Raw genomic sequence first — 26,875 nt, 5'->3', positions numbered from 1 at the left:
CCGCGCCCGCATCGCGCGCTCGTCCTGCAGGCGCTTCAACAGATCGGCGGGAATGGCGGCCTGCGCTGCGTCGAGCACGCGATCCTCGAGCGGACCATCGTTGCTGCGATCGTCCTCCGCGCTGTCGGCCTGATCGTTCTGCGGCTCCGGCGCCTCGTTGCTCTCAGCGTCGTCCTCGGTCGCCGGCAGCCGGGTGGCGCGCGGCGCCAGCACCAGCCGCGCGGCGCAGGCAATGTGCGGCTCGGCAACATCGGTCTCACCGTCGAGAGCCGCGGCGATGCGGGCCACAGGACAGGCCAGCAACGGCGCGCGCAGCGAGTCGATGCCGAGCACCACGGCCGTCGTCGTCAGCGCGGCGATCGCGTCCTCGGACAGACAGACCTGCGGCAGCAGCGCGCGCGCTGCTGCGATGTCCGACGATGTGAACAGGCTCTCGCCGAGATCGGCGCGCGCGACGGTGCCGAGATCGAGATGACAGGCCAAGCGATCGGCGAGTGCGGGCGATACCCGCTCGTCACCGATGCCCTCATCGAGCGCGATCAGGCCGAACCGGGCCGACGCGCGCAGCGACATCCCGTCGCGCTCGATGCTGATCACGCCTGTATCGAGCGCAGCGGTGAGATGGGCCATCGCCGATGGGGCCATGCGCTCGGCCATGACCGCGATCAGCACGCCGCCATCGGCCTCGGCGAGCAGCCCGCGCTGCATCACCGGACGTCCCGCCTGCAAGGTGGCGGCGAGATCGAGCCCGCCGAGCAGGCGATCGTCGGAGATCGCCGGCGGCAGCTTGCGTATCGTCGTAGCATCCGGCGTCAGCTCACGCAGCAGATCGAGCCATTGCTCGCGCACCGGGCCCGCGCCCGCCCGCAGCAGCACCGACGCCGCATGTGGATCGATCGCGGCGAGCGCGGCCGCGATGACAGCATCGGCCCAGATCGCGGCGCCGTCGCTCACGACGCGAACAGCTCGTTGATCGCGCGCTCGACCCTCACAGAGGAGCCGGAATCGTCGAGCGGATTGCGCCGGAGACGGTGCCGCAGCGCCATCGGCGCGACCGTCTTGAGATGGCCGTCATCGACCGCCTTGGCGCCGTCGAGCGCCGCAGCCGCCCGCGCCGCGCGCATCAGGGTGAGTTCGCCACGCAAGCCATCGGTGCCGAGCCCCATGCACAGCCGCGCCGCCCGCTCCAGCTCGCGATCGGCGACCTTGACCGAGCCGATGTGCTCGCGCGCCGCGAGGATGCGTTTGCGCTGCTTCGCCTCCTCCTTCTCCCAATGCGCGACGAAGGCGGCGGAATCCGTTTCGAACGAGTCGCGCCGCTTGATCACCTCGATCCGCGTCGGCAGGTCACCGGGCGTCTTGACCTCGACCGAGAGGCCGAACCGATCGAGCAGCTGCGGCCGCAACTCGCCCTCCTCCGGATTGCCGGTGCCGACCAGCACAAGGCGCGCGGGATGGCGGATGCTGAGGCCGTCGCGCTCGACCACGTTCTCGCCGGATGCGGCGACGTCGAGCAGGAGATCGACGAGATGATCCTCCAGCAGGTTGACCTCGTCGATGTAGAGAAAACCGCGGTTGGCGCGCGCCAGCAGCCCGGGCTCGAACGACTTCTCGCCATGCGCCAGCGCGCGTTCGAGATCCAGGGCGCCGACGACACGATCCTCGGTGGCGCCGAGCGGCAGGTCGATCACCGGGACCGGCACCTCATGCGCCTTCAACGCGGCCGGCTTCTTGCCCTTGCCGCCCGGCTTGGAGCGCGCGCGGCATTCGGCGCATTGCCCGGCGGCATCGGCCGGGTCGCATTGATAGGGACAGCCGACCACGGCGCTCATCGGTGGCAGCAGCGCGGCCAGCGCGCGCACCGCCGTGGACTTGCCGGCGCCGCGGTCGCCGAAGGCGAGCACGCCGCCGACCTTGGGATCGACGGCGGCGATCATCAGCGCCAGCTTCATCTCGTCCTGGCCGACGATGGCCGAGAACGGAAAGGCTATTCCCATGAGCGTCCCCTGCTCGCGGCGTCTCGGCCGCGTTGGCGGCATGAGACCACAATCAGGGGCCGCTCTTCAACCCGTCAACGGTTAACGGGCGAGACTCGGCAGATCGAGCCCATTGGCCTCGGCGCAGGCGATGGCGTCGTCGTAGCCGGCATCCGCATGGCGCATCACGCCGGTCGCGGGATCGTTCCACAGCACGCGCTCCAGACGCCGAGCCGCATCTGCCGTGCCGTCGGCGACGATCACCATGCCGGCATGCTGCGAATAGCCGATGCCGACGCCGCCGCCATGATGCAGCGACACCCAGGTCGCGCCGCTGGCGCAGTTGAGCAACGCATTCAGCAGCGGCCAGTCCGACACCGCGTCGGAGCCGTCCTTCATCGCCTCGGTCTCGCGGTTCGGGCTCGCCACCGAGCCGGAATCGAGATGATCGCGGCCGATCACGATCGGCGCCTTCAGCTCGCCGCGCGCAACCATGTCGTTGAAGGCGAGCCCGAGCCGATGGCGGTCGCCGAGCCCGACCCAGCAGATCCGCGCCGGCAGGCCCTGGAACTTGATGCGCTGCCTGGCCATGTCGAGCCAATTGTGAAGATGCTTGTTGTCGGGCAGCAGCTCCTTCACCTTGGCGTCAGTCTTGTAGATATCCTCAGGATCGCCCGACAGCGCCGCCCAGCGGAACGGGCCGATGCCGCGGCAGAACAGCGGACGGATATAGGCCGGCACGAAGCCGGGGAAATCGAACGCGTTGGCGAGGCCCATGTCCTTGGCCATCTGGCGGATGTTGTTGCCGTAGTCGAGCGTCGGGATGCCCATGGCATGGAAGTCCAGCATCGCCTGGACGTGGCCGACCATGGAGGTTTTGGACGCCTGTTCGACAGCCTTGGGATCGGACGCGCGCTTCGCCTCCCACTCGGCGAGCGTCCAGCCCTTCGGCAGATAGCCGTTGATCGGATCATGCGCGCTGGTCTGATCGGTGACGATGTCAGGCCGCACGCCGCGGCGGACGAGCTCGGGGAATATTTCGGCGGCGTTGCCGAGCAGGCCGACCGACACAGCCTTCCTGGTTTTGGCGGCCTCTTCCGTCAGCGCCAGCGCCTCGTCCAGCGTCGCCGCCTGGCGATCGAGATAGCCGGTGCGCAGCCGCATCTCGATGCGGCTCGGCTGGCATTCGACGGCGAGCATCGAGGCGCCGGCCATGGTCGCGGCGAGCGGCTGCGCGCCGCCCATGCCGCCGAGACCCGCGGTGAGAATCCACCTGCCGGCGAGATCGCCATTGTAGTGGCGGCGGCCGACCTCGACGAAGGTCTCGTAGGTGCCCTGCACGATGCCCTGGCTGCCGATGTAGATCCAGGAGCCGGCCGTCATCTGGCCGTACATCATCAGACCCATTTTATCGAGCGCATTGAAATGATCGAGCGTCGCCCAATGCGGCACGATGTTGGAGTTGGCGATCAGCACGCGCGGCGCGTCTCGGTGCGTGCGGAAGATGCCGACAGGCTTGCCGGACTGCACCACCAGCGTCTGATCCGCTTCGAGCTTGCGCAGAGACGCGACGATGCGATCAAAACTGTCCCAGTCGCGCGCGGCGCGGCCAATGCCGCCATAGACGATCAGCTCGCTCGGCTTCTCGGCAACGTCCGGGTCGAGATTGTTCATCAACATGCGCAACGGGGCTTCGGTGAGCCAGCTCTTGGCGCTGATGTCGCTGCCACGGGGGGCGCGGATCACCCGTTCATTGTCGAGACGTCGGTTCATGGGTCCCTCTCATCCAAGCCTAGGAAACGGATCGCGTCCGAGTGAATCGGCGGCGGCGCGGGCCAACGCCCCGGCCGCGACGAGCGCGGCGGCCTTGGCGAGATCGTTGGCCATGTAGCGGTCGTTCTCCAGCGCCGGCACATGCTTGCGCAGCGCGCCGATCACGGCGGAGAGCGCGGCGCTGGTGCCGTGCGGCACGCGCAGCTCGATGCCCTGGGCAGCGACCAGCAGCTCAATGCCGATGATGTGGGCGAGGTTGTCCGCCATGTCGTGCAGCCGCCGCGCCGCGTGCGCGGCCATCGAGACGTGGTCTTCCTGATTGGCGCTGGTCGGCGTGGAATCGATCGAGCACGGCAGCGCGCGCTGCTTGTTCTCGGCGAACAACGCCGCCGCCGTCACCTCGGCGATCATGAATCCGGAGTTCAGGCCCGGCTCCGGCGTGAGGAACGGCGGCAGGCCGAAATTGAGCGCGGGATCGACCAGCGTCGCGATGCGCCGCTCGCTGATCGCGCCGAGCTCGGACAGCGCCAGCGCGATCTGGTCGGCCGCGAACGCCACCGGCTCGGCGTGGAAATTGCCGCCGGAGATGATCTCACCGGTCTCGACCAGCACCAGCGGATTGTCGGTGACGGCATTGGCTTCAGCGACCAGCGTGCGCGCGGCCTGGCTCAGCAGATCGAGCGCGGCGCCGGCGACCTGCGGCTGGCAGCGCAGGCAATACGGATCCTGCACGCGCTCGTCGCCCTCGAGATGCGACAGCCGGATGGCGCTGCCGTCGAGCAGATCGGTGAGCACACGGCCGGCTTCGATCTGTCCGGGGTGACCGCGCAGCGCCTGGATCTCGGGCCGGAATGGCGCGGTCGAGGCCATCGCCGCGTCGACCGACAGCGCGCCTGTCACCAAGGCAGCGTTGAGCAGGCCATGCGCGCGCAACAGGCCGGCGAGCGCGTAGGCCGTCGAGAACTGCGTGCCGTTGATCAGCGCCAGTCCTTCCTTTGGCCCGAGGGTGACCGGGCTGAGACCGGCGCGCGCTAGCACTTCGCGGCCCGGCACCAGCCGGCCGTCGACGAACGCCTGGCCCTCGCCGATCATGACCGCGGTCATATGCGCGAGCGGGGCCAGATCGCCCGATGCGCCGACGGATCCCTGCTGAGGCACGAACGGCAACACGCCGTGCGCCAGCATCGCCTGCAGCTGCTCGATGATTTCACGCCGCACGCCCGAGGCGCCGCGGCCGAGCGAGATGATCTTCAGCGCCATCATCAGGCGGACGACCGGCTCGGGCGTCGCGGGTCCCACACCGCAGCAATGCGAGAGAATCAGATTGCGCTGCAGCTGCGCGGTCTGGTCGGGCGGAATGCGTTTCGAGGCGAGTTTGCCGAAGCCGGTGTTGATGCCATAGACCGGCTCGGCGCCCTGCGCCGCCTTGGCGACGATCGCCGCCGCGGCTTCGACGCGCGGCCAATACGCTGAATCAAGCGCGAGCGCTGCGCCGGAGTAGACGGTCGCGAGATCAGCGAGACTGACACGGCCCGGCTCGACAATGATCGTGCTCATTGGCCCCTCCAGACGCGCTGATGCAGCGGATTGAAGCCCATGCGATAGACCAGCTCTGCCGGACGGTCGATGTCCCAGATCGCGAGATCGCACCACTTGCCGGCATCGAGCGTGCCGGTCTCAGCTAACAAGCCCAGCGCGCGGGCGCCTTCGCGCGTGACACCGGCGATGCATTCATCCACCGTCATGCGGAACAATGTCGCCGCCATGTTCATGGTCAAAAGCAACGACGTCAGCGGCGACGAGCCGGGATTGCAGTCGGTCGCCAGCGCGAGCTTCAAGCCATGTTTGCGAAACAGCTCGACGGGCGGCTTCTGCGTCTCGCGGATGAAGTAGAACGCTCCGGGTAGCAGCACGGCGACGGTGCCGGCCTTCGCCATCGCGGCGGCGCCGGCGTCGTCGGTGTGCTCGAGATGATCGGCCGAAAGCGCGCCGAACCCGGCTGCGAGCGCCGCCCCGCCGAGGTTGGAGAGCTGGTCAGCATGCAGCTTGACCCGCAGGCCAAGGGCCTTGGCCGCCGCGAACACGCGCGAGGTCTGCGCCGCGGAGAAAGCGATGGTCTCCATGAACGCATCGACCGCATCAGCAAGACCTGATGTCGCGACCGCAGGCAGCATCTCGTTGCAGACCAGATCGATGTAGCGATCCTTGTCGCCACCGGCTTCCGGCGGCAACGCGTGGGCGCCGAGAAAGCTGGTGTGGACACTGACCGGCCGCCGACTGCCGAGCGCGCGGGCTGCGGACAATTGTCGCAGCTCGGTTGCCGCCTCCAGGCCGTAGCCGGACTTGATCTCGATGGTGGTGACGCCTTCGGCGATCAGCGCGTCCAGCCGCGCTAGAGCGCTGGAAATCAGCGCCTCTTCGCTGGCCGCACGTGTTGCTGCGACAGTGGAGACAATGCCGCCGCCGGCGCGCGCAATCTCCTCGTAGCTCGCGCCTGCCAGCCGCAGTTCGAACTCGTGGGCGCGATCGCCGCCGTACACCAGATGGGTGTGGCAATCGACCAGACCCGGCGTGATCCAGCGTCCCTCGCAATCGATGCGTTCGGGCGCGTCCGCATCGGCAGGGAATTCCGATTGCGGACCTGCGAAGGCAATGCGGCCATCGCGCGCAGCCACGACGCCCTGCTCGACCACTCCGAGGCCCGGCTGCCCCTCACGCAAGGTTGCGAGCCGCGCATTGTGCCAGATCCGGTCGAAACGCTGGGCCATGCTGCCTCCCACCTTCACGGAAGCTTGACGGGTGATATGTCTATACATAAACTCGCTTCTGCCGTCCTGTCCAGCGGGCTTGTCAATCATGGCGTCACTGCACTTCGCATCCGCGCTTCTGCCCAATGGTTGGGCCGAGGACGTGCGGGTCGTCATCAGCAATGGCGTGATCAGTTCGATCTCCGCAGGCGTGCCCCCGACATTCGACGACGAGCAGCATGAGGTCGCGATCCCCGGCATCGCCAGCCTGCACAGCCACGCGTTTCAGCGCGGCATGGCCGGGCTCGCCGAGGTCAGCGGCCACGCGACTGACACCTTCTGGACCTGGCGCGAGACGATGTACCGCTTTGCGCTGTCGATGCGCCCCGAGGATGTCGAGGCGGTCGCGACGCTGCTCTATGTCGAGATGCTCGAGCGTGGCTTCACGCGAGTCGGCGAATTCCATTATCTGCACCACGATCGCGACGGCAGGCCTTACGCCGATATTGCCGAGATGGCGGTGCGCATCGCCGGTGCGGCGCAGACATCCGGCATCGGCCTGACCCTGCTGCCGAGCTTCTACGCGCATGGCGGCTTCGGCGGCGCGGCGCCGCATGACGGCCAGCGGCGCTTCATCTGCGACGTCGATCAGTTCGGCAAGCTGCTGACGGCGTCGCGCAAGGCGATCAGTTCGCTTCCCGGCGCCAATCTCGGCATCGCGCCGCACAGCCTGCGCGCCGTCGCGCCGGATGAGCTGGGCGCGCTGCTGCCGCTCGCTGATGGTGGCCCGGTTCACATCCACGCTGCCGAGCAGGTCAAGGAGGTCGATGACTGCCTTGCCTGGTCGAGCCAGCGTCCAGTGCAATGGCTGCTCGATCATCACGACCTCAATGATCGCTGGTGCCTTATCCACGCGACGCACATGACAGCGGAGGAAACAGCGGCGCTCGCGCGGAGCGGCGCGACGGCCGGCCTCTGCCCCGTCACCGAAGCGAGCCTCGGCGACGGCATCTTCCCGGCGCGCGACTATCTGCGCGCCGGCGGACGGATCGGCATCGGCACCGACTCGAACGTGCTGGTCGGCGTGAGTGATGAGTTGCGCCAGCTCGAATACGGCCAGCGGCTGACGCATCGCGAGCGCAACGTGCTGACGTCTGGTCCGCATGCGTCGGCGGGCCGCACACTGTTCGATGCCGCTCTCGCTGGCGGCGCGCAGGCACTGGCGCAATCCAGCGCTGGGCTTCAGGTCGGCGGCCGGGCCGATGTCGTTACGCTGGATCTGTCGCATCCGTCACTCGCGGGGCGGACGCAAGATGCGCTGCTCGACGGCTGGATCTTCGCGACGTCGCACGAGGCCATCGATTGCGTCTGGGCCGGCGGCGCCAAGGTCGTCCAAGGTGGCCATCATCGGTCACGCGAGGCGGCACGGCGCGGCTTCAACACGGCCGTGCGGAGGCTGCTCGCATGAGCCTCGCGGATGACAGCGCCAAGCCGGGCGCCGGCACGCTCTACAAGACGATCCGGCAGGACATCGAGCGCCGCATCCTGACCGGCGAGTGGCCGCCCGGCCACCGCATCCCGTTCGAGCACGAGATCATGGCGCGCTACGGCTGCTCGCGCATGACCGTCAACAAGGCGCTGTCGGAGCTCGCCCAGGCCGACCTGATCGAGCGGCGCCGCCGCGCCGGCACCTTCGTGCGCCGGCCGCAGTTTCTCTCAGCCGTGCTGAAGATCCCCGACATCCGCGCGGAGATCGGCGCGCTCGGCCGCGCCTATGGCTATGAGCTGATCTCGACGGCGCGGCGCGCCGCGAATGCGGCCGATCGCGAACGTCTCGGTGTGAAAAAGCCATGCAAGGTAGCTGCGATCCGTTGCAGGCACAGCGCCGACAATGTTCCCTTCGCGCTCGAAGACCGCTTGATCGATCTCGATGCCGTTCCCGATGCCGCGAAGGCGAATTTCAAGATCGACCCGCCCGGCTCATGGCTGCTGCATCACGTGCCGTGGACCGAGGCCGAGCATGCGATCAGCGCCATCGTCGCCGACGAAGCGATTGCAGAAGGTCTCGACATCGCCGTTGGCGCACCCTGCCTCGTGATCGAGCGACATACCTGGCGCCAGGGCCAACCGCTCACGGCCGTCAGGCTGGTCTATCCCGGCGAGCAGCACCGCCTGGTGGCGCGGTTCAGGGGCAGCGAATGACAGACGCGCCATCTGAGCACGAGATTTGCAAGAGCGGCGACGAACACGCCGGACAATCCGCGGTCCTCGCGGGCCGCTCCGACACCTCGTTTCAACAGCAAAGGATGATGACGATGCGCAAACTTGGACTGCTTGCCTTGACGGCCACGCTGCTGGCTTCGACGACCGCCTTCGCCGACGACGTCAAGGTCGGCATCGGCATCTCCGGCTGGACCGGCTTCGCGCCGCTGACGCTGGCGAAGGAAGCCGGCATCTTCAAGAAGAACGGCCTCGACGTCACCATCAAGAAGATCCCGCAGAAGGACCGTCACCTCGCGATCGCCGCCGGCGACGTGCAGTGCGCGGCGACCACGGTCGAAACCTGGATTTCCTGGAACGCCAACGGCGTTGCCACCAAGCAGATCTTCCAGCTCGACAAGAGCTACGGCGCCGACGGCATGGCCGTGCGCAACGACATCGCCTCGATCAAGGACCTGAAGGGCAAGACAGTCGCGGCGTCCGCGCCGGGCACCTCGCCCTATTTCGGGCTGGCCTGGATGCTGAAGAAGAACGGGCTGACGGTGAAGGACGTCACCGTCGTCAACATGGAGCCTGGCCCGGCAGCGCAGGCTTTCGTCGCCGGCCAGAACGATGCGGCAATGACCTACGAGCCGTATCTGTCAACGGTGCGTGCTGCGCCGGACAAGGGCAAGATCATCGCAACGACGCTGGACTATCCGATGGTGATGGACACGTTCGGCTGCACGCCGAAATTCCTCACCGAGAACCCGAAGGCCGCCAAGGCGCTCGCCGACAGCTACTACGAGGCGCTCGACATGATCGCCAAGGATCAGGCCAAGGCTTATGAGATCATGGGCGCCGACGTGAAGCAGAGCGGCGAGCAGTTCGGCAACTCGGCCAAGTATCTGCGCTGGCAGGACAAGGCCGCGAGCCAGAAGTTCTTCGAGACCGAGTTCAAGACCTTCAACAAGGACGCGGCCGAGCTGCTGCTCGAAGTCGGCATCATCAAGCAGATCCCGAATGTCGAGGATCTGTACGATGCGAGCTTCATCAAGTAGGCGCGAGGCTCACTCTCGGTAGAGTCGTCATTGCGAGCGAAGCGAAGCAATCCAGGGCTAGACGTGAGACTCTGGATTGCTTCGTCGCTTCGCTCCTCGCAATGACGACGCTGATGCGTCCTGCCGAACATCAAACATCGTACTCCAAAGCTCCTGTCGCTATCAGTGGTCCGCGCTATCTCGCGAGCCGCATCGAAACGAAAGCCTCTATCCGTGATCCGTCCCCTCGACCCCGTCAGCGCCCGCTGGCGAACAGCGCTCGGCCTCGCCTTCTTCGTCCTGTTCGTTGCCGCGTGGTCGCTGGCGACGTTCGGCGGCTATGTGTCGAAGACGTTCCTTGCCGATCCACTGACCATGCTGCGCGAGGGCTGGGACCTGCTGGTCAAGTTCGGCTTCCTCTATGATATCGGCATGACGGTCTGGCGCGTGGTCGGCGGCTTCGTTCTCGCGGCTGCGATCGCCGTGCCGCTCGGCCTCCTGATGGGCGCCTACAAGCCGGTCGAAGCGTTCCTCGAGCCGTTCGTCTCGTTCGCGCGCTATCTGCCCGCCTCCGCGTTCATCCCCTTGCTGATCCTGTGGGCCGGCATCGGCGAGTTGCAGAAGCTGCTGATCATCTTCATCGGCTCGGTGTTCCAGATCATCCTGATGATCACCGTGACCGTCGGCAACACCCGACGCGATCTCGTCGAGGCCGCCTACACGCTCGGCGCCGGCGATCGCGGCATTATCGCCCGCGTGCTGCTGCCGTCGGCTGCGCCTGATATTGCCGAGGTCTTGCGGCTGGTGCTCGGCTGGGCGTGGACCTACGTCATTGTCGCCGAACTGATCGGCTCGTCCTCCGGCATCGGCCACATGATCACCGACAGCCAGGCGCTGCTCAACACCGGGCAGATCATCTTCGGCATCATCGTCATCGGCCTGATCGGGCTGATCTCCGACTTCCTGTTCAAGGCATTCAATGCCTGGCTGTTCCCGTGGAAGCTCGCATGACCACGCTCGTCATCGATCAGGTCACCCGCACCTTCCCGGCCCGCCAGGGCCACGCGCCGACGCGCGCGCTGGAGCCGGTCGAGCTCACCATCGGCAACAACGACTTCGTCACCATCCTCGGCCCGTCGGGCTGCGGCAAGTCCACCCTGCTGCGCATCGTCGCCGGGCTCGACCATCCGACCAGCGGTAAGGTGCTGCTTGACGGGCGCGAGGTCAAAGGCCCCGGCGCCGACCGCGGCATGGTGTTCCAGTCCTACACGCTGTTTCCCTGGCTCACCGTGCGCGAGAACATCGCCTTCGGCCTGCGCGAGCGCGGCGTGCCGGAGGACAAGCGCAATGCGGTCGCCGACCGCTTCATCCAGCAGATCGGCCTCAAGGGATTCGAGAATCACTGGCCCAAGCAGCTCTCCGGCGGCATGCAGCAGCGCTGCGCGATCGCGCGCGCGCTCGCCAATGATCCAAAAATCCTGCTGCTCGACGAGCCGTTCGGCGCGCTCGACAACCAGACCCGCGTGCTGATGCAGGAGATGCTGCTCGGCATCTGGGAGCGCGACCAGAAGACCGTGCTGTTCGTCACCCATGACATCGAGGAGGCGATCTTCCTTGGCAGCCGCGTGCTGGTGATGAGCGCCCGCCCCGGCCGCATCAAGGCCGACATCAAGATCGACCTGCCGCATCCCCGCTCCTACAAGATCAAGACCTCGCCGGAGTTCGTCGCGCTGAAGGAGCGGCTGGTGGAGGAGATTCGCGCGGAGGCGTTGAAGGTTGCGGCGGAGGCGTGAGTTCGCGCCGTCGGACCCGCGTTGGTCTAGCGGAACGCGCTCTCAACAGCGAAGCGCGCTGAGACATACCCCTCACCCAACCGGGCTTGCCGATCTGTCCTACATGCCCTTTCCCGCAAGGGAAGAGGGCGCAATCATGAGCACCGCGCTGCCTCAAATCATCGGCTGCACTGATGTTGCTGCAGCACGACTGCGCGATACAGTGCCCTCGCCCCTTGCGGGAGAGGGCATCGCCGGCTCCTCCGCGAACTCGATCGGGTGAGGGGTCTCTCTCCGCGCGGAAGGCTGCCCGACAACTAATTACCACGTGGCAATTGCCCCACAGTTGACCGAAAGCTCGTAACACCCCGCCGCATCCGCCTCAGCCACGGCACCAGATGAAATACGCTCATCAGCAGATACATCACGGTCATGCTGCCGAGTGGTGCCCCCGCCGGCATGGCCGAGCAGACCATGTCTGCGCGGCCATCACGCGCCATGGCGTTCAGCGCCGCCATCAGCGCGAACGTCGGCGTCGCCGCGAGGCGCAGGGCGTCGGCGAGGTCCGGCATCTTGCGCCGCTTGGACGGGAGGAACGCCATGGCTTCACTCCCTGCCCTCAGCGCGCCGCGTATTCGTCGCGGCGGCGCCACCATACGCCCTGCTCGTTGCGGCCCTTTGGCGCACGATCGAGCCACTGATACGCCCCCCAGAGTCCATCGAGGCCACGGGCGTAGCTCGAATAGGTGTGATAGACGACGCCATCCTCGACGATGAACGCACTCATGCCGGGACGATCGCGCATGAAGGTCGCGCCGTCGGTGCCGGCCGTGGCGGCGATCTCGGACACCATCGGCGGCACATCGGAGGCCCCCATCGGCGGGCTGGTGCGATAGTTGTACTCGGTGCCGCCCTGGCGCTGCTGCTCCTCGGTGATCGCGACGTTGAAGTCGAAGTTGAAGTCGCTGCTGGCCGACGACGCCCACGGAAAGCTCCAGCCCATGCGGTTCTTGTAGGCCTTCAGCTTCGCCAGCGGCGCGCGCGACACCGCCCACAGCATCACGTCGTGATTGGCGAGATGGACCTGGAAGCCGTTGAAGCCGTCGGCGATCATCGAGCAGGACGGGCAGCCGGCCTGGAAGTCGGGCCCGAACATGAAGTGATAGACGAGCAGCTGCGAGCGGCCCTTGAACAGATCGGGCAGCGTCGCGGGCCCGTCCTCCGTATCGAAGCGATAGCTCTTGTCGACGCGCACCCAGGGCAGCTCCTGGCGCTGTCGCGCCAGTTCGTCGCCACGGCGGGTGAAGTCCTTCTCGGCCTGCAGCAGATCGAGCCGCGCCTTGAGCCAGTCTTCCCGAGTTCCAGTCAGATGCATGGTCATGTCTGTCATCCCTTTTGCGTGTTGACCGCATCTGAGACTAGGATCGCCCCGGGAGGGACCGGGAGTGACAAGTGTGACGGGATTTGCATGGACTCGCTGATCTCGGCAGCGGCGCACGCGCTGGCCGCGGGTGATCCGCTCGGAGCGCTGAACCGGGTCGCGCTGCGCGACGATCCGCCGGCGCTGGCGCTGCGCGGCATCGCGATGGCCCGGCTCGGCGATGTCATCAGGGCGAAAGCGCTGCTGCGGCAGGCGGCGCGAAGCTTTGGTCCCAAGGCGGCGCTGGCGCGCGCCCGCTGTGCCGTAGCCGAAGCGGAGATCGCGCTGGCCGCGCGTGATCTGTCATGGCCGACAAAAGCGCTGGCCGAGGCGCGCGAGGTCCTGGAGCAGCACGGCGACCGCACCAATGCCGCCTATGCGCGCAGCCTCGAGATCCGACGCATGGTCCTCGTCGGACATCTCGATGATGCTGAGCGCGCACTGGCCGAGCTCGATCCCTCGCCCCTTCAGCCTGCGGCACGCACGATCTACGAGCTGATCGTCGCTGGCCTGGCGCTGCGCCGACTGCAGACCAAGGCGGCGCGGGCCGCGCTGGAGCGCGCCGCCCGCACGGCGCGGCAGGCACGTAGTCCCGAGTTGCATGCGGAGGTCGAACGCTTGACGACGACCCTGTCCGCCCCGGCCGCACGCCTGATCGAGGGAGCCGCGGACCGGCTGCTGCAGCTCGACCAGGTCGAGGCGCTGTTCCGATCGGACGCCCTGATCATCGATGCCTGCAGCCTGTCGGTCCGCCAAAGCCATCGGACCGTGCCGCTGGCGCGGCGGCCGGTGCTGTTTGCCCTGGCGCGACGACTGGCCGAGACGGCTCCCGGCGATGCCCGGCGCGCAGACCTGATCGCGCACGCATTCCGCGGCAAGCAGGCCGACGAGTCGCACCGTGCCCGCCTGCGCGTCGAGATCGGACGCGTTCGCAGACTGCTGCAAGGCCTCGCCGACGTGCATGCGACGAAAGACGGCTTTGAGCTCCGGCCATGCAGGAACCAGCACGTCGTGGTGCTGGCGCCACCGGTCGAGGACGAGAACGCGCCGGTTCTCGCCTGCCTCGCCGACGGCGAGGCGTGGTCGAGCTCGGGCCTGGCGCTGGCGCTCGGCGAAAGCCAGCGCACCGTGCAGCGTGCACTCGACGCCCTGGCCTTGACCGGCAAGGTGCAGTCGTTCGGGAGAGGCCGTGCGCAACGCTGGACCTGTCCGGTCGTGCCGGAATTCGCGACCAGCTTGTTACTCCCGGCCTGGTCATCCCTCGATTAGCCTCACAGCATCGCAACTGGATGAATGGCGAACATGGCACGCGCAGCAGCAGAGATCATTCGCGAATATGGCCCCTTCGACGACGCCGAGCGCGTCAATGGCGTCAGCTATGACGGGGAGCAGGTCTGGATCGCGACCGGCGGCAGCATCAAGGCGTTCGATCCTGCCGACGGGTCGGTGCGGAAGTCGCTGGAGGTTCCGTCTCATGCCGGCACCGCCTTCGATGGCCGCCATCTTTATCAGATCGCGGAGGATCGCATTCACAAGGTCGATCCCGACAGCGGACGTGTGCTCGCCACCATTCCCGCGCCGTCCGGCGGCGGCGATTCCGGGCTTGCCTGGGCGGAAGGCTCGCTCTGGGTCGGCGCCTACCGCGATCGCAAGATCCACCAGATCGATCCCGCGACCGGACAGATCCTGCGCAGCATCCCCTGCACGCGTTTCGTCACCGGCGTGACCTGGGTCGATGGCGAGCTCTGGCACGGCACCTGGGAGGACGACGTCAGCGACATCAGGCGGATCGATCCCGCCAACGGCGAGGTGCTCGATCAGCTCGACATGCCCGCCGGCACCGGCGTGTCCGGAATGGAGTCGGATGGCGCCGAGACGCTGTATTGCGGTGGCGGTGGCAGCGGCAAGGTGCGCGCGGTCAGGCGGCCGAAGCGGGCACGCGGGTAAGGCGCGAGAGCGAGCCGTTGCCCGCGGCTACTTCGCGATCGACGTGAACGCGGCCTTGCGGAAATTGGCGTTGGCCTCCTCGCGTGTCTGCAGCTGCTGGCCACCGCCGCTGCCGACCGGCTTGGTCGGCGTGACGACCGAGAACAGGACGAAGCCGCCGGCCTTGCGCGGGAAGATGAAGTACTCGGCAATGTCGGACTTCTCGCTGTCCTCGCAGGACGACATGCCACGGAACACGACGGCGCTGTCGACCAGCTCGCTGTTGCGCGCCGAGATGAACTTGCCCTTGCAGTCGCGAGCATCGTTTCCGATGATCGTCGCGGCAACCTCGAGCCCGTCGACATTGCGCTGTGGCGGCACGATGCGCACGAAGCCGGTGGCGTTGTCGGCCTTCCAGGCGACTCCGCCCGCGGTCAGCCACACCGGCCGCTCGCCGCCGCCGAGAATCGCCGGATGCGACAGCGCCGCCTTGAGAATAAAGTTCGAGGCGATCTGCATGGCTTCGAGCTGCAGCTCGGGCGAATCGTCCGAAGCACGCGCCGGCTGCACGCTCGCTGTCGCGGCCGGCGGAGGCGCGGCGGGCGCGGCGGCCGGACGCTGCGCCGAGGCGGCGCCGGGTTGCACCGTGAAGTTCGTCGCAGCCGCCATTCCGCCGGCATTGATCATGCGCACGCAATTGGCGAGTGACGGCAGCAGCACCGACGTGCCGTTCAGATCGAACTGAAACAGGTTGCCTTGCGCAAAGGCCGACATCGTGCGTGCGGCCCGAAAGGATTTGATGAGCGTCGAGTCGTTCGGCATCGGCACGACGACCATGTTGGCCGACCAGACCGAGCCCTCGACGTTGTACGAGTTGCGGCCGTCGAAGCTCAGCACGATGGGAAATTTCTGGCCCTGCGCGAGCGACCAGCCGGGATGGATGAAGGCGAGCGCCCAATTGTAGGTCGGCAGCGCGAGCACGCCGAAACTGATGCCGCTCTTGTAGCTTGCGGAAGCGATACAGCTCGAGAACCTGCCGGTGTTGTCGTCGGTGTAGGCGCCGCCCGACCAGCCGGCGACGGAGATCGTGCCGTAAGGTCCCTTCGCCAGCGCCGGCACCGTCAGCAACGACGCGCTCAACGCCGACAGCGTCAGCGCCGCCATCGTTGCAAGGATCGCCCGCCGTACCGCCATGTCACGCCCCCTCTTTTGCCGCATTGTTGCAATTCCCGCGGCTACGTCAAGTAGATGAAGAGGAGCATCGTCTACTCAAGGGATAGACAGCTGCGAACCGCTGGAGATGAAACCACACAAGATGTCGCGGCAGCCGTCCACAGCCCCTTCATGGAGACGTCATCGAACTCCGTTAGCGCTCACGAGGTCTCAAGCAGGGGTTCTCGTCAAATGTCCGCCACGCTGCCCGTCCTGGGCGCCGCCCTCTCCGTGAAATCGCTCCCGGCTCACACCGACTGGCTGCTGGAGCGCCAGCGTGATCTCGAGATCCAGGATTTCTTCCGCGCCGATCTGCTCGACAGCGACTGGCGCGGCACCGCCAAGGAAATCAAGTCGATGCTGTCGGGCCATACCGGCCGGCTCGGCATCCACGGCCCGTTCTGGGGCTTCACCATCGCCAGCCACGATCCCATGATCCGCCGCGCGGTCACCAAACGGCTGCTGCAGGGCCTGGAGGTCGCGGAGTTTCTCGGCGCCACGCAGATGGTGATCCACTCGCCCTATACGACCTGGGACTACAACAACATCGACATGCTGCCCGACAATCGCGAGGCGCTGATCGAGCGCGTGCGCGCGACGCTGTCCGATGTCATCGCCTCCGCCGAGCAGGCCAATTGCGAGCTCGTGATCGAGAACATCGAGGACAAGAACCCGCTGGATCGCGTCGGCCTTGCCACGGCGCTGGGCAGCAGCAAGGTGCGCGTCTCGCTCGATACCGGCCACGCCAACTACGCGCATCATTCCACCGGCGCGCCGCCGGTCGACTATTACGTCGACGCCGCCGGCGACATGCTGACGCATGTCCATCTGCAGGACACCGACGGCTATGCCGATCGCCACTGGGCGCCCGGCGAAGGCAACATCCGCTGGATCGCCGTGTTCCGCGCGCTGGCCAAGCTCAATTCCAATCCGCGCCTGATCCTCGAGTTGCGCAACCACGACCACGTCAAGGCCGGGGCGGCGCATCTCGCCTCGCTCGGCCTTGCTCAATAAGCAACGATCTTTCCTGACGACCTCGCACCCAGAGAGATTGCCATGACCAAGCTCACTCGCCGCGGCCTGCTCGGCGCCGGCGCCGCGATCGGCGGCAGCTTCATCCTGCCGCGCGTCGGACTCGCGCAAGCCGACAACCGTCCCTCCGTCACCATCGCCGTGCAGAAGGTGACGAACTCGAACGTGCTCGACGTGCTGCGCGAGCAGTCCAATGTCGGCGAGCGCGTGTTCTACTCGTCGCTGTGGGAAAGCCTGATCTCGAAGAACTTCCGCGGCAATCTCGAGGCCGTCCCGGGCCTCGCCACCGAGTGGAAGCGCATCGACGACCAGACCGTCGAATTGAAGCTGCGCCAGGGCGTCAAGTTCCACAATGGCGACGAGATGACGTCGGAGGACGTCGTGTTCTCGTTCAGCCGCGAGCGCATGTTCGGCGACAGCGAGGCCAAGAGCCGCAGCACCATCAAGGCGTTCGAAAAGATTCCGACGCCGCGCCCCGGCAAGGAGCTGCCGCCGGACGTGATCGGCGTCGCCCGGCGCATCTGGCCGGATCTCGTGCGCGTCGAGGCGATCGACAAATACACCGTGCGCTTCGTCAATGCGACGCCGGACGTCACCATCGAAGGGCGCCTGATGCGCTACGGCTCCGACATCATGAGCCGGCGCGGCTGGGAGGAGGCGGCGAGCTATCTCGACTGGGCGCGCAAGCCGATCACGACCGGCCCCTACAAGATCGTCGAGTTCAAGCCCGACGTGTCGCTGACGCTCGAAGCGCATGACGAATATTGGGGCGGCCGTCCGCCGCTGAAGCGCATCCGCTTCGTCGAGGTGCCGGAGGTGGCCAGCCGTATCAACGGTCTGTTGTCCGGCGAATATCAGTTCGCCTGCGACATCCCGCCCGACCAGATCACCGGAATCGAGAAGAACGCGGCGTTCGAGGTGCAGGGCGGCACCATCCTCAATCACCGCCTCACCGTGTTCGACAAGAACCATCCGCAGCTCGCCAATCCCCTGGTGCGCCGCGCCTTCACCCATGCGATCGACCGCCAGGCGATCGTCGACAGCCTGTGGGCCGGCCGCACCCGCGTGCCGAAGGGCCTGCAGTGGGAGTTCTATGGCGACATGTTCATCGCCGACTGGAGCGTTCCCGCCTACGATCCGAAGCTGGCGCAGGATCTCTTGAAGCAGGCCGGCTACAAGGGCGATCCGATTCCCTATCGCCTGCTCAACAACTACTACACCAACCAGGTCGCGACCGCGCAGGTGCTGGTCGAGATGTGGCAGGCGGTCGGCCTCAACGTGCAGATCGAGACCAAGGAGAACTGGTCGCAGATCATGGAGCGTGCCCCGACCCGCGCGGTGCGCGACTGGTCCAACTCGGCTGCCTTCAACGATCCGGTCTCCTCGCTGGTCGCGCAACACGGACCGAACGGTCAGCAGCAGCAGATCGGCGAATGGACCAATGCCGAGCTGAACAAGCTGTCGGAGTTCCTGGAGACTTCGACCGACCGCGACGCCCGCAAGAAGGCGTTCCGCCGCATGCTGGAGATCGCAGAGCGCGAGGACCCGGCCTATACGGTGCTGCACCAGAACGCGACCTTCACCGCCAAGCCGAAGTCGATCAAGTGGAAGGCCTCGCCGGCTTTCGCGATGGACTTCCGCAGCGGCAACTACGGAGCGTAAGGCCGTGGCGCCGCTGGTCAGCATCTCCGGCCTCAGGGTCGCCTTCGACGGCACACATGTGCTGCATGGCATCGATCTCGACATCGACAAGGGCGAGGCCTTGGGCCTCGTCGGCGAGTCCGGATCCGGCAAGTCGGTGACCTGGCTCGCGGCGCTCGGCCTGTTGCCTGCGAAGGCGAAGGTTTCCGGCTCAGCCAAACTTGAAGGGCACGAGTTGATCGCCGCCGATGGCAAATTGCTCGACCAGGTGCGTGGCCGGCGCATCGCGATGATCTTCCAGGATCCCGCCAGCGCGCTCAATCCGGTGCTCACGATCCGGCGCCAGCTGTGCGAAAGCCTCGCGCTGCATCGTGGCCTGCGTGGCGAAGCCGCGCGAACCGAGGCGCTCCGGCTGCTCGATCTCGTCGGCATTCCCGATGCCACCAGGCGGCTGTCGGCCTACCCGCACGAATTCTCCGGCGGCCAGGTCCAGCGCATCATGATTGCGATGGCGCTCGCGGGCCAGCCTGATCTCCTGATCGCCGATGAGCCGACCACCGCGCTCGACGCCACCATCCAGGCGCAGATCCTCGATCTGCTGTCGGCCGTGCGACGCGAGTTCAACATGGCGATGGTGCTGATCAGCCACGACCTCGGCGTCGTGGCCGAGAACTGCGACCGTGTCTGTGTGATGTATGCCGGCCGCATCATCGAGCGCGCGCCCGCGACGCGCCTGTTCGACGATCCTTGGCACCCCTATGCGCAAGGCCTGATCGGCGCGCTGCCGCCGCTCGACGGCGCACGCCGGCGGCTGCGGGCCATTCCGGGCACCGTTCCCGATCCGCGCGCGCTGCCGCGCGGCTGCGCCTTTGCGCCGCGCTGCACGTTCGCCGGTGATCACTGCCATGCCGGCGTGCCGCCGCTCGCGCCGTTGGACCAGGACCGCGCGGTCGCCTGCCTGCAACCGCAGCGGCTGCCGGTGGAGCTCGCCGCCGAATGACCACGCCGCTCGTCGAGGTCACGGCAATCTCGCGCACCTACCGGATGCGGTCCGGCCTGTTCGGGCGCCCCGCCGCTGTCCACGCCGTCGACGGCCTGAGCTTCTCCATTGCCAAAGGTGAGACGCTCGGCATCGTCGGCGAGTCCGGCTCCGGAAAATCGACGACTGGGCGCATGGTGCTTGGGCTGGAGCCGCCGGACGCGGGCACGGTCCGCTTCGACGGCGCGCCGATCGCTGCACCAGGTTCAGCGGCGTGGCGCGCCCAGCGCGCGCGCATGCAGATGATCTTCCAGGATCCCCTCGGCGCGCTCGATCGCCGTCTCTCAGTTGCCGAGCAGATCCGCGAACCGCTCGACATCCATAACATCGGCACCGCGGCCGAGCGCGAGGCGCGCGTGCACGAGCTGCTGCACGCGGTCGACCTCAACGACAGCCATGGCGCACGCTATCCCGGCGCGCTGTCCGGCGGCCAGCGTCAGCGCATCGTGCTGGCGCGCGCGCTGGCGACCAGGCCCGACTTCCTCGTCTGCGACGAGCCGGTCAGCGCGCTCGACGTCTCGATCCAGGCGCAGGTGGTCAACCTGCTGATCGATCTGCAGGCGCGGCTCGGCCTGACCATGCTGTTCATCAGCCATGATCTGCGCGTGATCAGGCAGATCAGCAGCAAGGTCGCGGTGATGTATCTCGGCCGCATCGTGGAGTCCGGCGACGCCGACGATCTGTTCGCACGGCCGCAGCATCCCTACACACAGGCGCTCGTGTCAGCCTCGCCGGCCCCGGGGCGTCGCAGCACCGGCCGTATCGTGCTCACCGGCGATCCCCCCAATCCCGCCGCGCGTCCCTCCGGCTGCGCGTTCCATCCGCGCTGCCGCCATGCGATGGCGCGCTGTGCCGTCGAGGTGCCAGCGCTCACCCCGCTGGATGAGACGCGACAGGTCGCCTGCCATCTCGTCGCCGGCCCGCAATCGCAGACCCAGGACGCCGCGTGATGCTGCGCTACTTCGCCATCCGCCTGTCGCGCGCGCTGCTGACCATCGCGCTCGTCGTCACCTTCGCCTTCATCGTGCTGCGGCTCTCAGGCGATCCCGCCTTGATGATCATGGGGCCGGAAGCGCCGCCGGAGGTGATCGCCGCGTTCCGCAAGGCCTGGGGCCTCGATCATCCGATCTGGGTGCAGTATCTCGACTACTTCAAGGCGATCGGCCAGGGTGAGTTGGGACGCTCGATGCGCGACGGGCGCCCGGCGATCCAGCTCGTGCTGGAGCGCATCCCGGCGACGCTTGCGCTCACCATTCCGGCGTTCCTGGTCAAGGTGCTGCTCGGCATCCCCGCCGGCATCTACGCCGCGCTGCATCGGGGATCGGCCATCGACCGCGGCGTGATGATCACGGCGGTCGCCGGCTTCACCGTGCCGAGCTTCGTGCTGGCATTGCTTCTCGTGCTGATCTTCGCCGTGCAGCTCGGCTGGCTGCCATCGGGCGGCCAGGACTCGTGGCGTCATGCCATCCTGCCGATCGTGACGCTCGGTTTCGGCGGCGCCGCCGTGCTCGCCCGCTTCACCCGCAGCGCGATGCTGGAAATTCTTGGCCAGCCCTATATCCGCACGGCATCGGCCAAGGGCGTGCCGTGGCGGCGCGTCATCACCGATCACGCGCTGCCGAATGCGGCGATCCCCACCGTAACCATCCTCGGCTTCATGGTCGGCAGCCTCATCGCCGGCGCCGTCGTGGTGGAGAGCGTGTTCTCCTGGCCGGGCGTCGGCCGGCTGCTCGTGGTCGCCGTCGCCAATCGTGACCTCGCGGTCGTGCAATGCATCCTGCTGCTCGTCGCCATCACGATGGTGACGTCGAACCTGATCGTCGATTTCCTCTACGGGCTGCTCGATCCGCGGCTGCGCAGCAAGGGAGCCGAGGCATGAGCGACATTGCGATGAAGGCCCCGGCCACCCGGCGACTGCGCTGGCCGAACATTCCCGTCTCCGTCGTCATCGCGATCGGCTGGATCGCCGCGATGCTGATCCTCGCCACCTTCGCCGATCAGATCGCGCCTTACGGCTTCACCAAGTTCGATCTGCGCAATCGGCTGTCGCTGCCGGGCAACCCCGCGCATTGGCTTGGCACCGACGAGCTCGGCCGCGACGTGCTGTCCCGGCTGATCGTCTCGATCCGCATCTCGCTCCTGATCGCGTTCGGCGCGACCGCGATCTCGGCGATCGTCGGCACCACGCTCGGCTTCCTCGCGGCGCATTTCCGCGGCCTCGTCGAGCAGTTCGTGCTGATGCTCGCCGACTTCCAGGCGAGCATGCCATTCCTGATCCTGGCGCTCGCGGTGCTCGCCTTCTTCGGCAACTCGCTGCCGCTGCTGATCGGCCTGATGGGCCTGTTCGGATGGGAACGCTACGCGCGCATAGCGCGCGGTCTCGCGATCTCGGCCAATGCGCAAGGCTACGCCGCCGCCGTGCGCCAGCTCGGCGCGACGCCACAGCGCGTCTATCTGAAGCATATCCTGCCGAACATCGCCTCGACCCTGATCGTGTCGATGACGCTGGTGTTCCCCGAGGTGATCCTGCTGGAGTCCGGCCTGTCGTTCCTCGGCCTTGGCGTGCAGCCGCCGATGACCAGCCTCGGCAACATGGTCGGCTATGGCCGCGAGTATCTCACGCGCGCCCCATGGATCATGCTGGCGCCGGCAATCACGATCGTGGTGACCACGCTCGCCGTTTCGGTGATCGGCGACTGGCTGCGCGACAAGCTGGACCCGACGCTGCAATAGCGCGGCTCAGTGCCGGGTATCCTCGCGCGCGACACCCTGCTCGCAGACGATCAGCGCATGGCCCGCCTGCTCACCGGCCAGCGCCGCCCATTTCGACGCTTCCTGCAGCCACAAATGGCGGCGCGCCGGATCGCGCTCGGCTTCCTCGCGGCAGCTGGACGCAGCCGCCAAACATGCCGATTTCCTGTCCATGTGCCATGGTCCGACAGATCAACGCCAGAGACACTAACACAGGATAACGCGCTTTGAGGTTGTGATCACATTCGCGACGCGGAGGGTTCCGCATAGCGCATCGGCAGCGAGTGATGCGCGTGGCAGGCGGCAACCGCCGCATGGCCGAACGCCACCGCGATCTGATGCAGATCGGTGACGACGTCGCCGATTCCGTAGAGCCCCTCGACGCCGCAGCGCTGCTTGGCGTCGACCTTCAGAAAGCCGTCAGACGTATGCCGCGCGCCGAGCTTGATGGCGAGCTCGGAACGAACGTCGGCTCCCATCGCCGGATAGACGATCTCGAACCGTTCGGTGCTGCCGTCCGCGAACGTGGCCGCGAGCGCGCCGTTGTCACGCCGCAGCGCTTGCAGCGCCGGCGTGACTCGGACGCCGGCTGCGTCCAGTTCCCGCCGCTTGCCGTCGTTCTGCTCGTCCCCGATGGGGATCAACGTCACGTCGGAACTATAGACGCGCATGAACAGGGCCTTGCCTGCCGCATGGCCGATAGGGCCGATGATCGCGATCTTGCGGCCGGTCGCCTCGAAGCCGTCGCAGACGGGACAGTAGCGCAGCTCGCCGTCACGCACCGCCAACGCCCAGTCGGCGAGCGGCGTTTGCTTGTCGACGATCCCCGTGGCCAGGATCACCCGTCTCGCCATGATCGGCTCGCCGTCGCGCGACGCGATGATCTCTCCGTTACCGGCTTCAAGCGCCGTCACCGCACTGCGGATCATCGGAACTCGCAGCTCCTCGACCTGCCGCTGCATCCGCGCCAGCAGCTCGCTGCCGGGCAGACCATTCGGAAATCCCGGCAGATTATGGCTTCGCGGAATCAGCGCAGCCCGCGAGGCACCGCTGTCGACGATCGCCACCCGGCGCCGGAACCGCGCCAGATAGATCGCTGCCATCAGGCCGGCCGGCCCGCCGCCGATGACCAGAACTTCGGTACGCATCGCAGTCCTCGCATGGGGATCGACGGAACCAAATGTCGAGAGGCGGAACGGTTCCTCCTGCAAATTGCGTCAACCGCCCCCTACATCGGAACACGAATGGAACCATTTGCGGCAGAGAACGTTAACTTATGTCGCTGCCGCGGCGGAAAAGCCGTGCAAACTTGGCAGCAAGGGGGATTGGTTGCGAGGGCGCGTAGATGCGATTTGTGAATTCGACTGATGAGAGCTTGATGGCGTATTACGAAAGCGTCCGCAAGCAAGTGGCCGCGGACAGCCGGATCGGGGGACCCTACCGGCTGATCGGCGAGCGGGCCAAGCAATATGCCCAGGAGCTGCAGGCCGAGATGCGGCGGCGGCAATTACGCTTCACGCCGATCGAGTGGCCGAACTGATTAGATAGAAGAGCCGAACCAAGAACCCACCGCCGCAGGTGCGGGAGAGGGCATGCAGGACAGCGCAGCAGACTCGCTTGGTTGAGGGGTATCTCTCTCCGAACGAAGCTCGCTGAGAGATACCCCTCACCCAAGCGAGCACGTGGATGGGCCGGCGCTGCCCTCTCCCGCAAGGGGAGAGGGCGCTGTATTGGGCAGCGTGGCTGCGGCGTCCTACGAAGAACGTCCGCCGCTCACTCCCAGCTCCAGCTCGAGAAATCATTCTCGAACTGCGGCACGTCCTTCCAGACGCCTTTCAGCTTCTGGTTGATCACCGTGATCCACTGCGGCTGGAACAGGAAGCCGGCGGCGGCGTCGGTGGCCAGGAGGCGCTGGGCGTCGCCGAGCAGCTTGGCGCGGTCGGCCTCGTTCGGCGTGTCGACGATCTGCTGGTAGAGCTTATTGAACGCGTCGGACTGATAGCCGAAATAATAGTTCGGCTCGGTGAACTTGACGAGATCGAACGGCTCGACATGCGAGACGATCGTCAGATCGAAGTCATGCGGGCCGTTGAACACCTGCGACAGCCACGCCGCCCATTCGAGGTTCTCGATTTTGGCGGTGATGCCGACCTTGGCGAGCTGCGCCGCGATCACCTCGCCACCCTGCCGGGCATAGGCCGGCGGCGGCAGCCGCAACGACAATGTCAGCGGGGTGGTCACGCCGGCTTCGGCCAGCAGCTTCTTCGCCTTCTCGGGATCGTAGGGATTGATGCCGGTGGTGTCGACATAGCCGAGCGCGCCCGGCACATAGAAGCTGCCGATCGGGGTGCCCAGCCCGTCGACGGCCCCCTCGATCAGCGCCTTGCGGTCGATCGCGGCGAGAATGGCGCGGCGGACGCGGACATCGTCGAGCGGCTTCTTCTTGTTGTTGATGGTGAGGATGGTCTTCGCCTTGGAGCCGCCGATCAGCACGGTGAAGCGCGGATCGGCCTTGAACTGCGCGATGGTGCGCGCCGAGGTGCCGCGTGGGAAGGCGTCGACATCGCCCGACAGCAGCGCGGCGACCTGCGCGGCCGGATCGGAGATGAAGCGGATCGTCACCTTCGACAGCTTGACGGAAGCAGCGTTGCGATAGTCGGGCCATTTGTTCAAGGTCAGCGACGAGCCCTTGGCCCAGGCGCCCAGTGTATACGGCCCGGTACCGACCGGTTGCGTCGCGTTGGTCGGCGCGCTCTTCGGCTCGACGATCGATGCGGTGGCCTGGCCGAGCAGGAACGGCAGGTTCGGCTCGGAGTATTTCAGCTTGATCTCGATCGTCTCGGCATCCGGCGCGTTGACCGCCTCCATCGCCTGGAACAGCGCCTTGTCCTTGTTGGTGCTGTTGGCGGCGCCGGCGCGCTCGAACGAGAACTTCACGGCGGCGGAATCGAACGCCTCGCCGTTCTGGAATTTCGCGCCCTTGATCAGCTTGAACGTGTAGCTCTTCAGGTCGGCCGAAGCCTGCCAGCTCGCGGCCAGCAGCGGCGACACCGAGCCATCCTCGTTGATCTTGGTCAGCGTCTCATAGACGTTGTAGAGCGTGACCTCGGCGATGGCGGCGGCCGCCGCGCTGGTCGGATCGAGCCCCGGCGGCTCCAGGGTCATGCCGACGACGACGCTGTCCTTCTTGCTCTGAGCCGAGGCCGGCACAGCCGTCGCCGCGACGAGCGCGGTCAATGCGATGATGGATAGTTTTTTCAACATGTGTTCGTTTCTCCCGGACGGAACCAAAATACGCGTCAAAGCGGCTTGGAGACAAGAGGCGGATCTTCCGCAGCAGCCAGCGCCGGCAGCGCCATGACGCTTTCGGCGTGGTGGCAGGCAGCCCAATGTTGCTGCGTGAGCGCCCGCAAGGCCGGCGCGGTCTCGCGGCAGCGCGCGTCGGCCAGCGGACAGCGCGGCGCATAGGCGCATCCCTGCGACCGGAGGGATTGCGAGGCGATCGCAACGCTCTCGCGCCGCCGCCTGATAGCCCCGGCCTGCGCGCGCGGCACCGCGTCGAGCAGCGCGCGGGTATAGGGATGAGCGCACTGCCCGAACAGATCCTCGGGGCTCCCCCGCTCGACGATGCGGCCGAGATACATCACCGCGACCTCGTCGCAGAGATAGTCGACCACCGCGAGATCATGGCTGATCAGCACGTAGCTGAGACCGAACTGCTCCTGCAGGTCCTGCATCAGGTTCAGCACCTGCGCCTGCACGGAGACGTCGAGCGCCGAGACCGGCTCGTCCGCGACGATCAGCTTCGGCTGGGTGATCAGCGCGCGCGCAATCGCGATACGCTGGCGCTGGCCGCCGGAGAATTCGTGCGGATATTTGTCCATGTCGGCGTCGCGCAGTCCGACCTGCCGCAGCACGCTCGCGACACGCGTCCGCAAGGATGCGCGATCCGGACTGTCCAACGCAGTCAGCGGCTCGGCGACGATGCGCGCGATGGTCTGGCGCGGATCGAGCGAGCCATAGGGATCCTGGAACACCATCTGGAAATCGCGACGCGCGCGGCGCAGCTCGTCGGCGGGCAGATGATTGAGATCGCGCCCGGACATCAGCACGGATCCCGATGACGGCGTCTCCAGCGCCATGATCAGCCGCGCCAATGTCGACTTGCCCGAGCCGGACTCGCCGACGATGCCGAGGCTCTTGCCCGGCATCAGTTGCAGCGACACGCCGTTGAGCGCCAGCACCTGCCCCGCCGGCCGCAGCAGGCTCTCGCGCGGCAGCGTGTAGCGCTGGACGAGATCCCTGATCTCGAGCAGCGGCGTCGTGACTGACATCTCCGCCACCGTG

Annotated in this window: 25 protein-coding genes and 1 pseudogene; 14 read left to right on the top strand and 12 right to left on the bottom strand. The window is 66.9% G+C overall.

Annotated features, from left to right (window positions below):
- The 5 genes and pseudogenes from bchD to hutI form a co-directional block, all read right to left on the bottom strand.
- Positions 1–954: pseudogene (gene bchD / locus BRAO375_RS01525) on the bottom strand (magnesium chelatase subunit D); the annotation flags it as partial.
- Positions 951–1,997, bottom strand: a complete 1,047-nt coding sequence (gene bchI / locus BRAO375_RS01520) for a magnesium chelatase ATPase subunit I (RefSeq protein WP_009025681.1) — start codon at positions 1,995–1,997, stop codon at positions 951–953. The gene bchI and the pseudogene bchD, both read right to left, overlap by 4 nt.
- Before the next feature lie 81 nt (positions 1,998–2,078).
- Positions 2,079–3,749, bottom strand: coding sequence for a urocanate hydratase (gene hutU / locus BRAO375_RS01515; protein ID WP_009025680.1), 1,671 nt, complete (start codon positions 3,747–3,749; stop codon positions 2,079–2,081).
- A gap of 9 nt (positions 3,750–3,758) precedes the next feature.
- Positions 3,759–5,306: a histidine ammonia-lyase gene (gene hutH, locus BRAO375_RS01510; protein ID WP_009025679.1), complete on the bottom strand. Its 1,548-nt coding sequence runs from the start codon at positions 5,304–5,306 to the stop codon at positions 3,759–3,761.
- Positions 5,303–6,517 (bottom strand): imidazolonepropionase, encoded by a 1,215-nt coding sequence (hutI, locus tag BRAO375_RS01505; protein ID WP_009025678.1) that lies wholly within the window; start codon positions 6,515–6,517, stop codon positions 5,303–5,305. Before hutI ends, hutH begins: the two co-directional genes overlap by 4 nt.
- An 88-nt stretch (positions 6,518–6,605) precedes the next feature.
- Between hutI and BRAO375_RS01500 the strand changes: the two genes are divergently transcribed.
- The 5 genes from BRAO375_RS01500 to BRAO375_RS01480 all read left to right on the top strand — a co-directional run bounded on the left by BRAO375_RS01500 (position 6,606) and on the right by BRAO375_RS01480 (position 11,528).
- A complete protein-coding gene (locus BRAO375_RS01500; protein WP_009025677.1) occupies positions 6,606–7,964 on the top strand; it encodes a formimidoylglutamate deiminase in 1,359 nt (452 codons plus the stop codon).
- Complete coding sequence (gene hutC, locus BRAO375_RS01495) at positions 7,961–8,698, top strand: histidine utilization transcriptional repressor HutC (protein ID WP_009025676.1); 738 nt, start codon at positions 7,961–7,963, stop codon at positions 8,696–8,698. The genes BRAO375_RS01500 and hutC overlap by 4 nt, the downstream gene beginning before the upstream one ends.
- Positions 8,699–8,811: 113 nt before the next feature.
- Complete coding sequence (locus tag BRAO375_RS01490) at positions 8,812–9,756, top strand: ABC transporter substrate-binding protein (protein WP_009025675.1); 945 nt, start codon at positions 8,812–8,814, stop codon at positions 9,754–9,756.
- A gap of 216 nt (positions 9,757–9,972) precedes the next feature.
- Positions 9,973–10,746 (top strand): ABC transporter permease, encoded by a 774-nt coding sequence (locus BRAO375_RS01485; RefSeq protein WP_085964428.1) that lies wholly within the window; start codon positions 9,973–9,975, stop codon positions 10,744–10,746.
- On the top strand, positions 10,743–11,528 hold the full coding sequence (locus BRAO375_RS01480) for an ABC transporter ATP-binding protein (RefSeq protein ID WP_009025673.1): 786 nt from the start codon (positions 10,743–10,745) through the stop codon (positions 11,526–11,528). Before BRAO375_RS01485 ends, BRAO375_RS01480 begins: the two co-directional genes overlap by 4 nt.
- A gap of 296 nt (positions 11,529–11,824) precedes the next feature.
- Here the strand turns inward: BRAO375_RS01480 and BRAO375_RS01475 are convergent, their stop codons facing one another.
- Together BRAO375_RS01475 and BRAO375_RS01470 are read right to left on the bottom strand one after the other, a co-directional pair.
- Positions 11,825–12,109 carry a hypothetical protein gene (locus BRAO375_RS01475; protein WP_009025672.1) on the bottom strand — a complete coding sequence of 95 codons (285 nt, stop codon included), beginning with the start codon at positions 12,107–12,109 and terminating at the stop codon, positions 11,825–11,827.
- 17 nt (positions 12,110–12,126) lie between these two features.
- Complete coding sequence (locus tag BRAO375_RS01470; protein ID WP_035638321.1) at positions 12,127–12,888, bottom strand: DUF899 domain-containing protein; 762 nt, start codon at positions 12,886–12,888, stop codon at positions 12,127–12,129.
- 87 nt (positions 12,889–12,975) lie between these two features.
- Between BRAO375_RS01470 and BRAO375_RS01465 the strand changes: the two genes are divergently transcribed.
- Both BRAO375_RS01465 and BRAO375_RS01460 read left to right on the top strand, forming a co-directional pair.
- Complete coding sequence (locus BRAO375_RS01465) at positions 12,976–14,196, top strand: hypothetical protein (protein WP_009025670.1); 1,221 nt, start codon at positions 12,976–12,978, stop codon at positions 14,194–14,196.
- A gap of 33 nt (positions 14,197–14,229) precedes the next feature.
- Positions 14,230–14,874, top strand: coding sequence for a Vgb family protein (locus tag BRAO375_RS01460; protein ID WP_009025669.1), 645 nt, complete (start codon positions 14,230–14,232; stop codon positions 14,872–14,874).
- 27 nt (positions 14,875–14,901) lie between these two features.
- Here the strand turns inward: BRAO375_RS01460 and BRAO375_RS01455 are convergent, their stop codons facing one another.
- Positions 14,902–16,047 (bottom strand): hypothetical protein, encoded by a 1,146-nt coding sequence (locus tag BRAO375_RS01455; protein ID WP_009025668.1) that lies wholly within the window; start codon positions 16,045–16,047, stop codon positions 14,902–14,904.
- 210 nt (positions 16,048–16,257) lie between these two features.
- On the opposite strand from BRAO375_RS01455, the gene BRAO375_RS01450 reads away from it, so the two are divergent.
- From BRAO375_RS01450 to BRAO375_RS01425, 6 genes are read left to right on the top strand one after another with little or no spacing between them, the layout of a single operon-like run.
- Positions 16,258–17,079: a sugar phosphate isomerase/epimerase family protein gene (locus BRAO375_RS01450; protein WP_009025667.1), complete on the top strand. Its 822-nt coding sequence runs from the start codon at positions 16,258–16,260 to the stop codon at positions 17,077–17,079.
- A 42-nt stretch (positions 17,080–17,121) separates the two neighbouring features.
- Positions 17,122–18,759 (top strand): ABC transporter substrate-binding protein, encoded by a 1,638-nt coding sequence (locus tag BRAO375_RS01445; protein ID WP_009025666.1) that lies wholly within the window; start codon positions 17,122–17,124, stop codon positions 18,757–18,759.
- 4 nt (positions 18,760–18,763) lie between these two features.
- Positions 18,764–19,738, top strand: coding sequence for an ABC transporter ATP-binding protein (locus tag BRAO375_RS01440; protein ID WP_009025665.1), 975 nt, complete (start codon positions 18,764–18,766; stop codon positions 19,736–19,738).
- Entirely contained in the window at positions 19,735–20,727 is a 993-nt protein-coding gene (locus BRAO375_RS01435; RefSeq protein ID WP_009025664.1) for an ABC transporter ATP-binding protein, read from the top strand. Before BRAO375_RS01440 ends, BRAO375_RS01435 begins: the two co-directional genes overlap by 4 nt.
- Entirely contained in the window at positions 20,727–21,656 is a 930-nt protein-coding gene (locus BRAO375_RS01430) for an ABC transporter permease (RefSeq protein WP_009025663.1), read from the top strand. Before BRAO375_RS01435 ends, BRAO375_RS01430 begins: the two co-directional genes overlap by 1 nt.
- 11 nt (positions 21,657–21,667) lie before the next feature.
- On the top strand, positions 21,668–22,510 hold the full coding sequence (locus tag BRAO375_RS01425) for an ABC transporter permease (protein WP_009025662.1): 843 nt from the start codon (positions 21,668–21,670) through the stop codon (positions 22,508–22,510).
- 6 nt (positions 22,511–22,516) lie between these two features.
- Here BRAO375_RS01425 and BRAO375_RS37845 read toward each other — a convergent pair whose 3' ends face one another.
- Both BRAO375_RS37845 and BRAO375_RS01420 read right to left on the bottom strand, forming a co-directional pair.
- Entirely contained in the window at positions 22,517–22,681 is a 165-nt protein-coding gene (locus BRAO375_RS37845) for a hypothetical protein (RefSeq protein WP_009025661.1), read from the bottom strand.
- A gap of 86 nt (positions 22,682–22,767) precedes the next feature.
- A complete protein-coding gene (locus BRAO375_RS01420) occupies positions 22,768–23,676 on the bottom strand; it encodes an NAD(P)/FAD-dependent oxidoreductase (RefSeq protein ID WP_009025660.1) in 909 nt (302 codons plus the stop codon).
- A gap of 230 nt (positions 23,677–23,906) precedes the next feature.
- On the opposite strand from BRAO375_RS01420, the gene BRAO375_RS01415 reads away from it, so the two are divergent.
- Entirely contained in the window at positions 23,907–24,068 is a 162-nt protein-coding gene (locus BRAO375_RS01415; RefSeq protein ID WP_009025659.1) for a hypothetical protein, read from the top strand.
- Between the two features lie 233 nt (positions 24,069–24,301).
- On the opposite strand, the gene BRAO375_RS01410 is transcribed toward BRAO375_RS01415, so the two are convergent.
- Both BRAO375_RS01410 and BRAO375_RS01405 read right to left on the bottom strand, forming a co-directional pair.
- Positions 24,302–25,792 carry an ABC transporter substrate-binding protein gene (locus BRAO375_RS01410; RefSeq protein WP_009025658.1) on the bottom strand — a complete coding sequence of 497 codons (1,491 nt, stop codon included), beginning with the start codon at positions 25,790–25,792 and terminating at the stop codon, positions 24,302–24,304.
- A 35-nt stretch (positions 25,793–25,827) separates the two neighbouring features.
- Positions 25,828–26,862, bottom strand: a complete 1,035-nt coding sequence (locus BRAO375_RS01405) for an ABC transporter ATP-binding protein (protein WP_035638326.1) — start codon at positions 26,860–26,862, stop codon at positions 25,828–25,830.
- Positions 26,863–26,875 lie beyond the last annotated feature (13 nt).

It is taken from the genome of Bradyrhizobium sp. ORS 375, assembly GCF_000239775.1.
Lineage (GTDB): Bacteria > Pseudomonadota > Alphaproteobacteria > Rhizobiales > Xanthobacteraceae > Bradyrhizobium.
Note: the sequence above shows the minus strand (reverse complement) of the source record. Positions and strands in the feature narration are given on the sequence as shown.

Coding starts and splice junctions, on each gene's coding strand:
- bchI (WP_009025681.1), bottom strand. CDS start 1,997: ATGGGAATAGCCTTTCCGTTCTCGGCCATCGTCGGCCAGGACGAGATG.
- hutU (WP_009025680.1), bottom strand. CDS start 3,749: ATGAACCGACGTCTCGACAATGAACGGGTGATCCGCGCCCCCCGTGGC.
- hutH (WP_009025679.1), bottom strand. CDS start 5,306: ATGAGCACGATCATTGTCGAGCCGGGCCGTGTCAGTCTCGCTGATCTC.
- hutI (WP_009025678.1), bottom strand. CDS start 6,517: ATGGCCCAGCGTTTCGACCGGATCTGGCACAATGCGCGGCTCGCAACC.
- BRAO375_RS01500 (WP_009025677.1), top strand. CDS start 6,606: ATGGCGTCACTGCACTTCGCATCCGCGCTTCTGCCCAATGGTTGGGCC.
- hutC (WP_009025676.1), top strand. CDS start 7,961: ATGAGCCTCGCGGATGACAGCGCCAAGCCGGGCGCCGGCACGCTCTAC.
- BRAO375_RS01490 (WP_009025675.1), top strand. CDS start 8,812: ATGCGCAAACTTGGACTGCTTGCCTTGACGGCCACGCTGCTGGCTTCG.
- BRAO375_RS01480 (WP_009025673.1), top strand. CDS start 10,743: ATGACCACGCTCGTCATCGATCAGGTCACCCGCACCTTCCCGGCCCGC.
- BRAO375_RS01475 (WP_009025672.1), bottom strand. CDS start 12,109: ATGGCGTTCCTCCCGTCCAAGCGGCGCAAGATGCCGGACCTCGCCGAC.
- BRAO375_RS01470 (WP_035638321.1), bottom strand. CDS start 12,888: ATGACCATGCATCTGACTGGAACTCGGGAAGACTGGCTCAAGGCGCGG.
- BRAO375_RS01465 (WP_009025670.1), top strand. CDS start 12,976: ATGGACTCGCTGATCTCGGCAGCGGCGCACGCGCTGGCCGCGGGTGAT.
- BRAO375_RS01460 (WP_009025669.1), top strand. CDS start 14,230: ATGGCACGCGCAGCAGCAGAGATCATTCGCGAATATGGCCCCTTCGAC.
- BRAO375_RS01455 (WP_009025668.1), bottom strand. CDS start 16,047: ATGGCGGTACGGCGGGCGATCCTTGCAACGATGGCGGCGCTGACGCTG.
- BRAO375_RS01450 (WP_009025667.1), top strand. CDS start 16,258: ATGTCCGCCACGCTGCCCGTCCTGGGCGCCGCCCTCTCCGTGAAATCG.
- BRAO375_RS01445 (WP_009025666.1), top strand. CDS start 17,122: ATGACCAAGCTCACTCGCCGCGGCCTGCTCGGCGCCGGCGCCGCGATC.
- BRAO375_RS01435 (WP_009025664.1), top strand. CDS start 19,735: ATGACCACGCCGCTCGTCGAGGTCACGGCAATCTCGCGCACCTACCGG.
- BRAO375_RS01430 (WP_009025663.1), top strand. CDS start 20,727: ATGCTGCGCTACTTCGCCATCCGCCTGTCGCGCGCGCTGCTGACCATC.
- BRAO375_RS01425 (WP_009025662.1), top strand. CDS start 21,668: ATGAAGGCCCCGGCCACCCGGCGACTGCGCTGGCCGAACATTCCCGTC.
- BRAO375_RS01420 (WP_009025660.1), bottom strand. CDS start 23,676: ATGCGTACCGAAGTTCTGGTCATCGGCGGCGGGCCGGCCGGCCTGATG.
- BRAO375_RS01415 (WP_009025659.1), top strand. CDS start 23,907: ATGGCGTATTACGAAAGCGTCCGCAAGCAAGTGGCCGCGGACAGCCGG.
- BRAO375_RS01410 (WP_009025658.1), bottom strand. CDS start 25,792: ATGTTGAAAAAACTATCCATCATCGCATTGACCGCGCTCGTCGCGGCG.
- BRAO375_RS01405 (WP_035638326.1), bottom strand. CDS start 26,862: ATGTCAGTCACGACGCCGCTGCTCGAGATCAGGGATCTCGTCCAGCGC.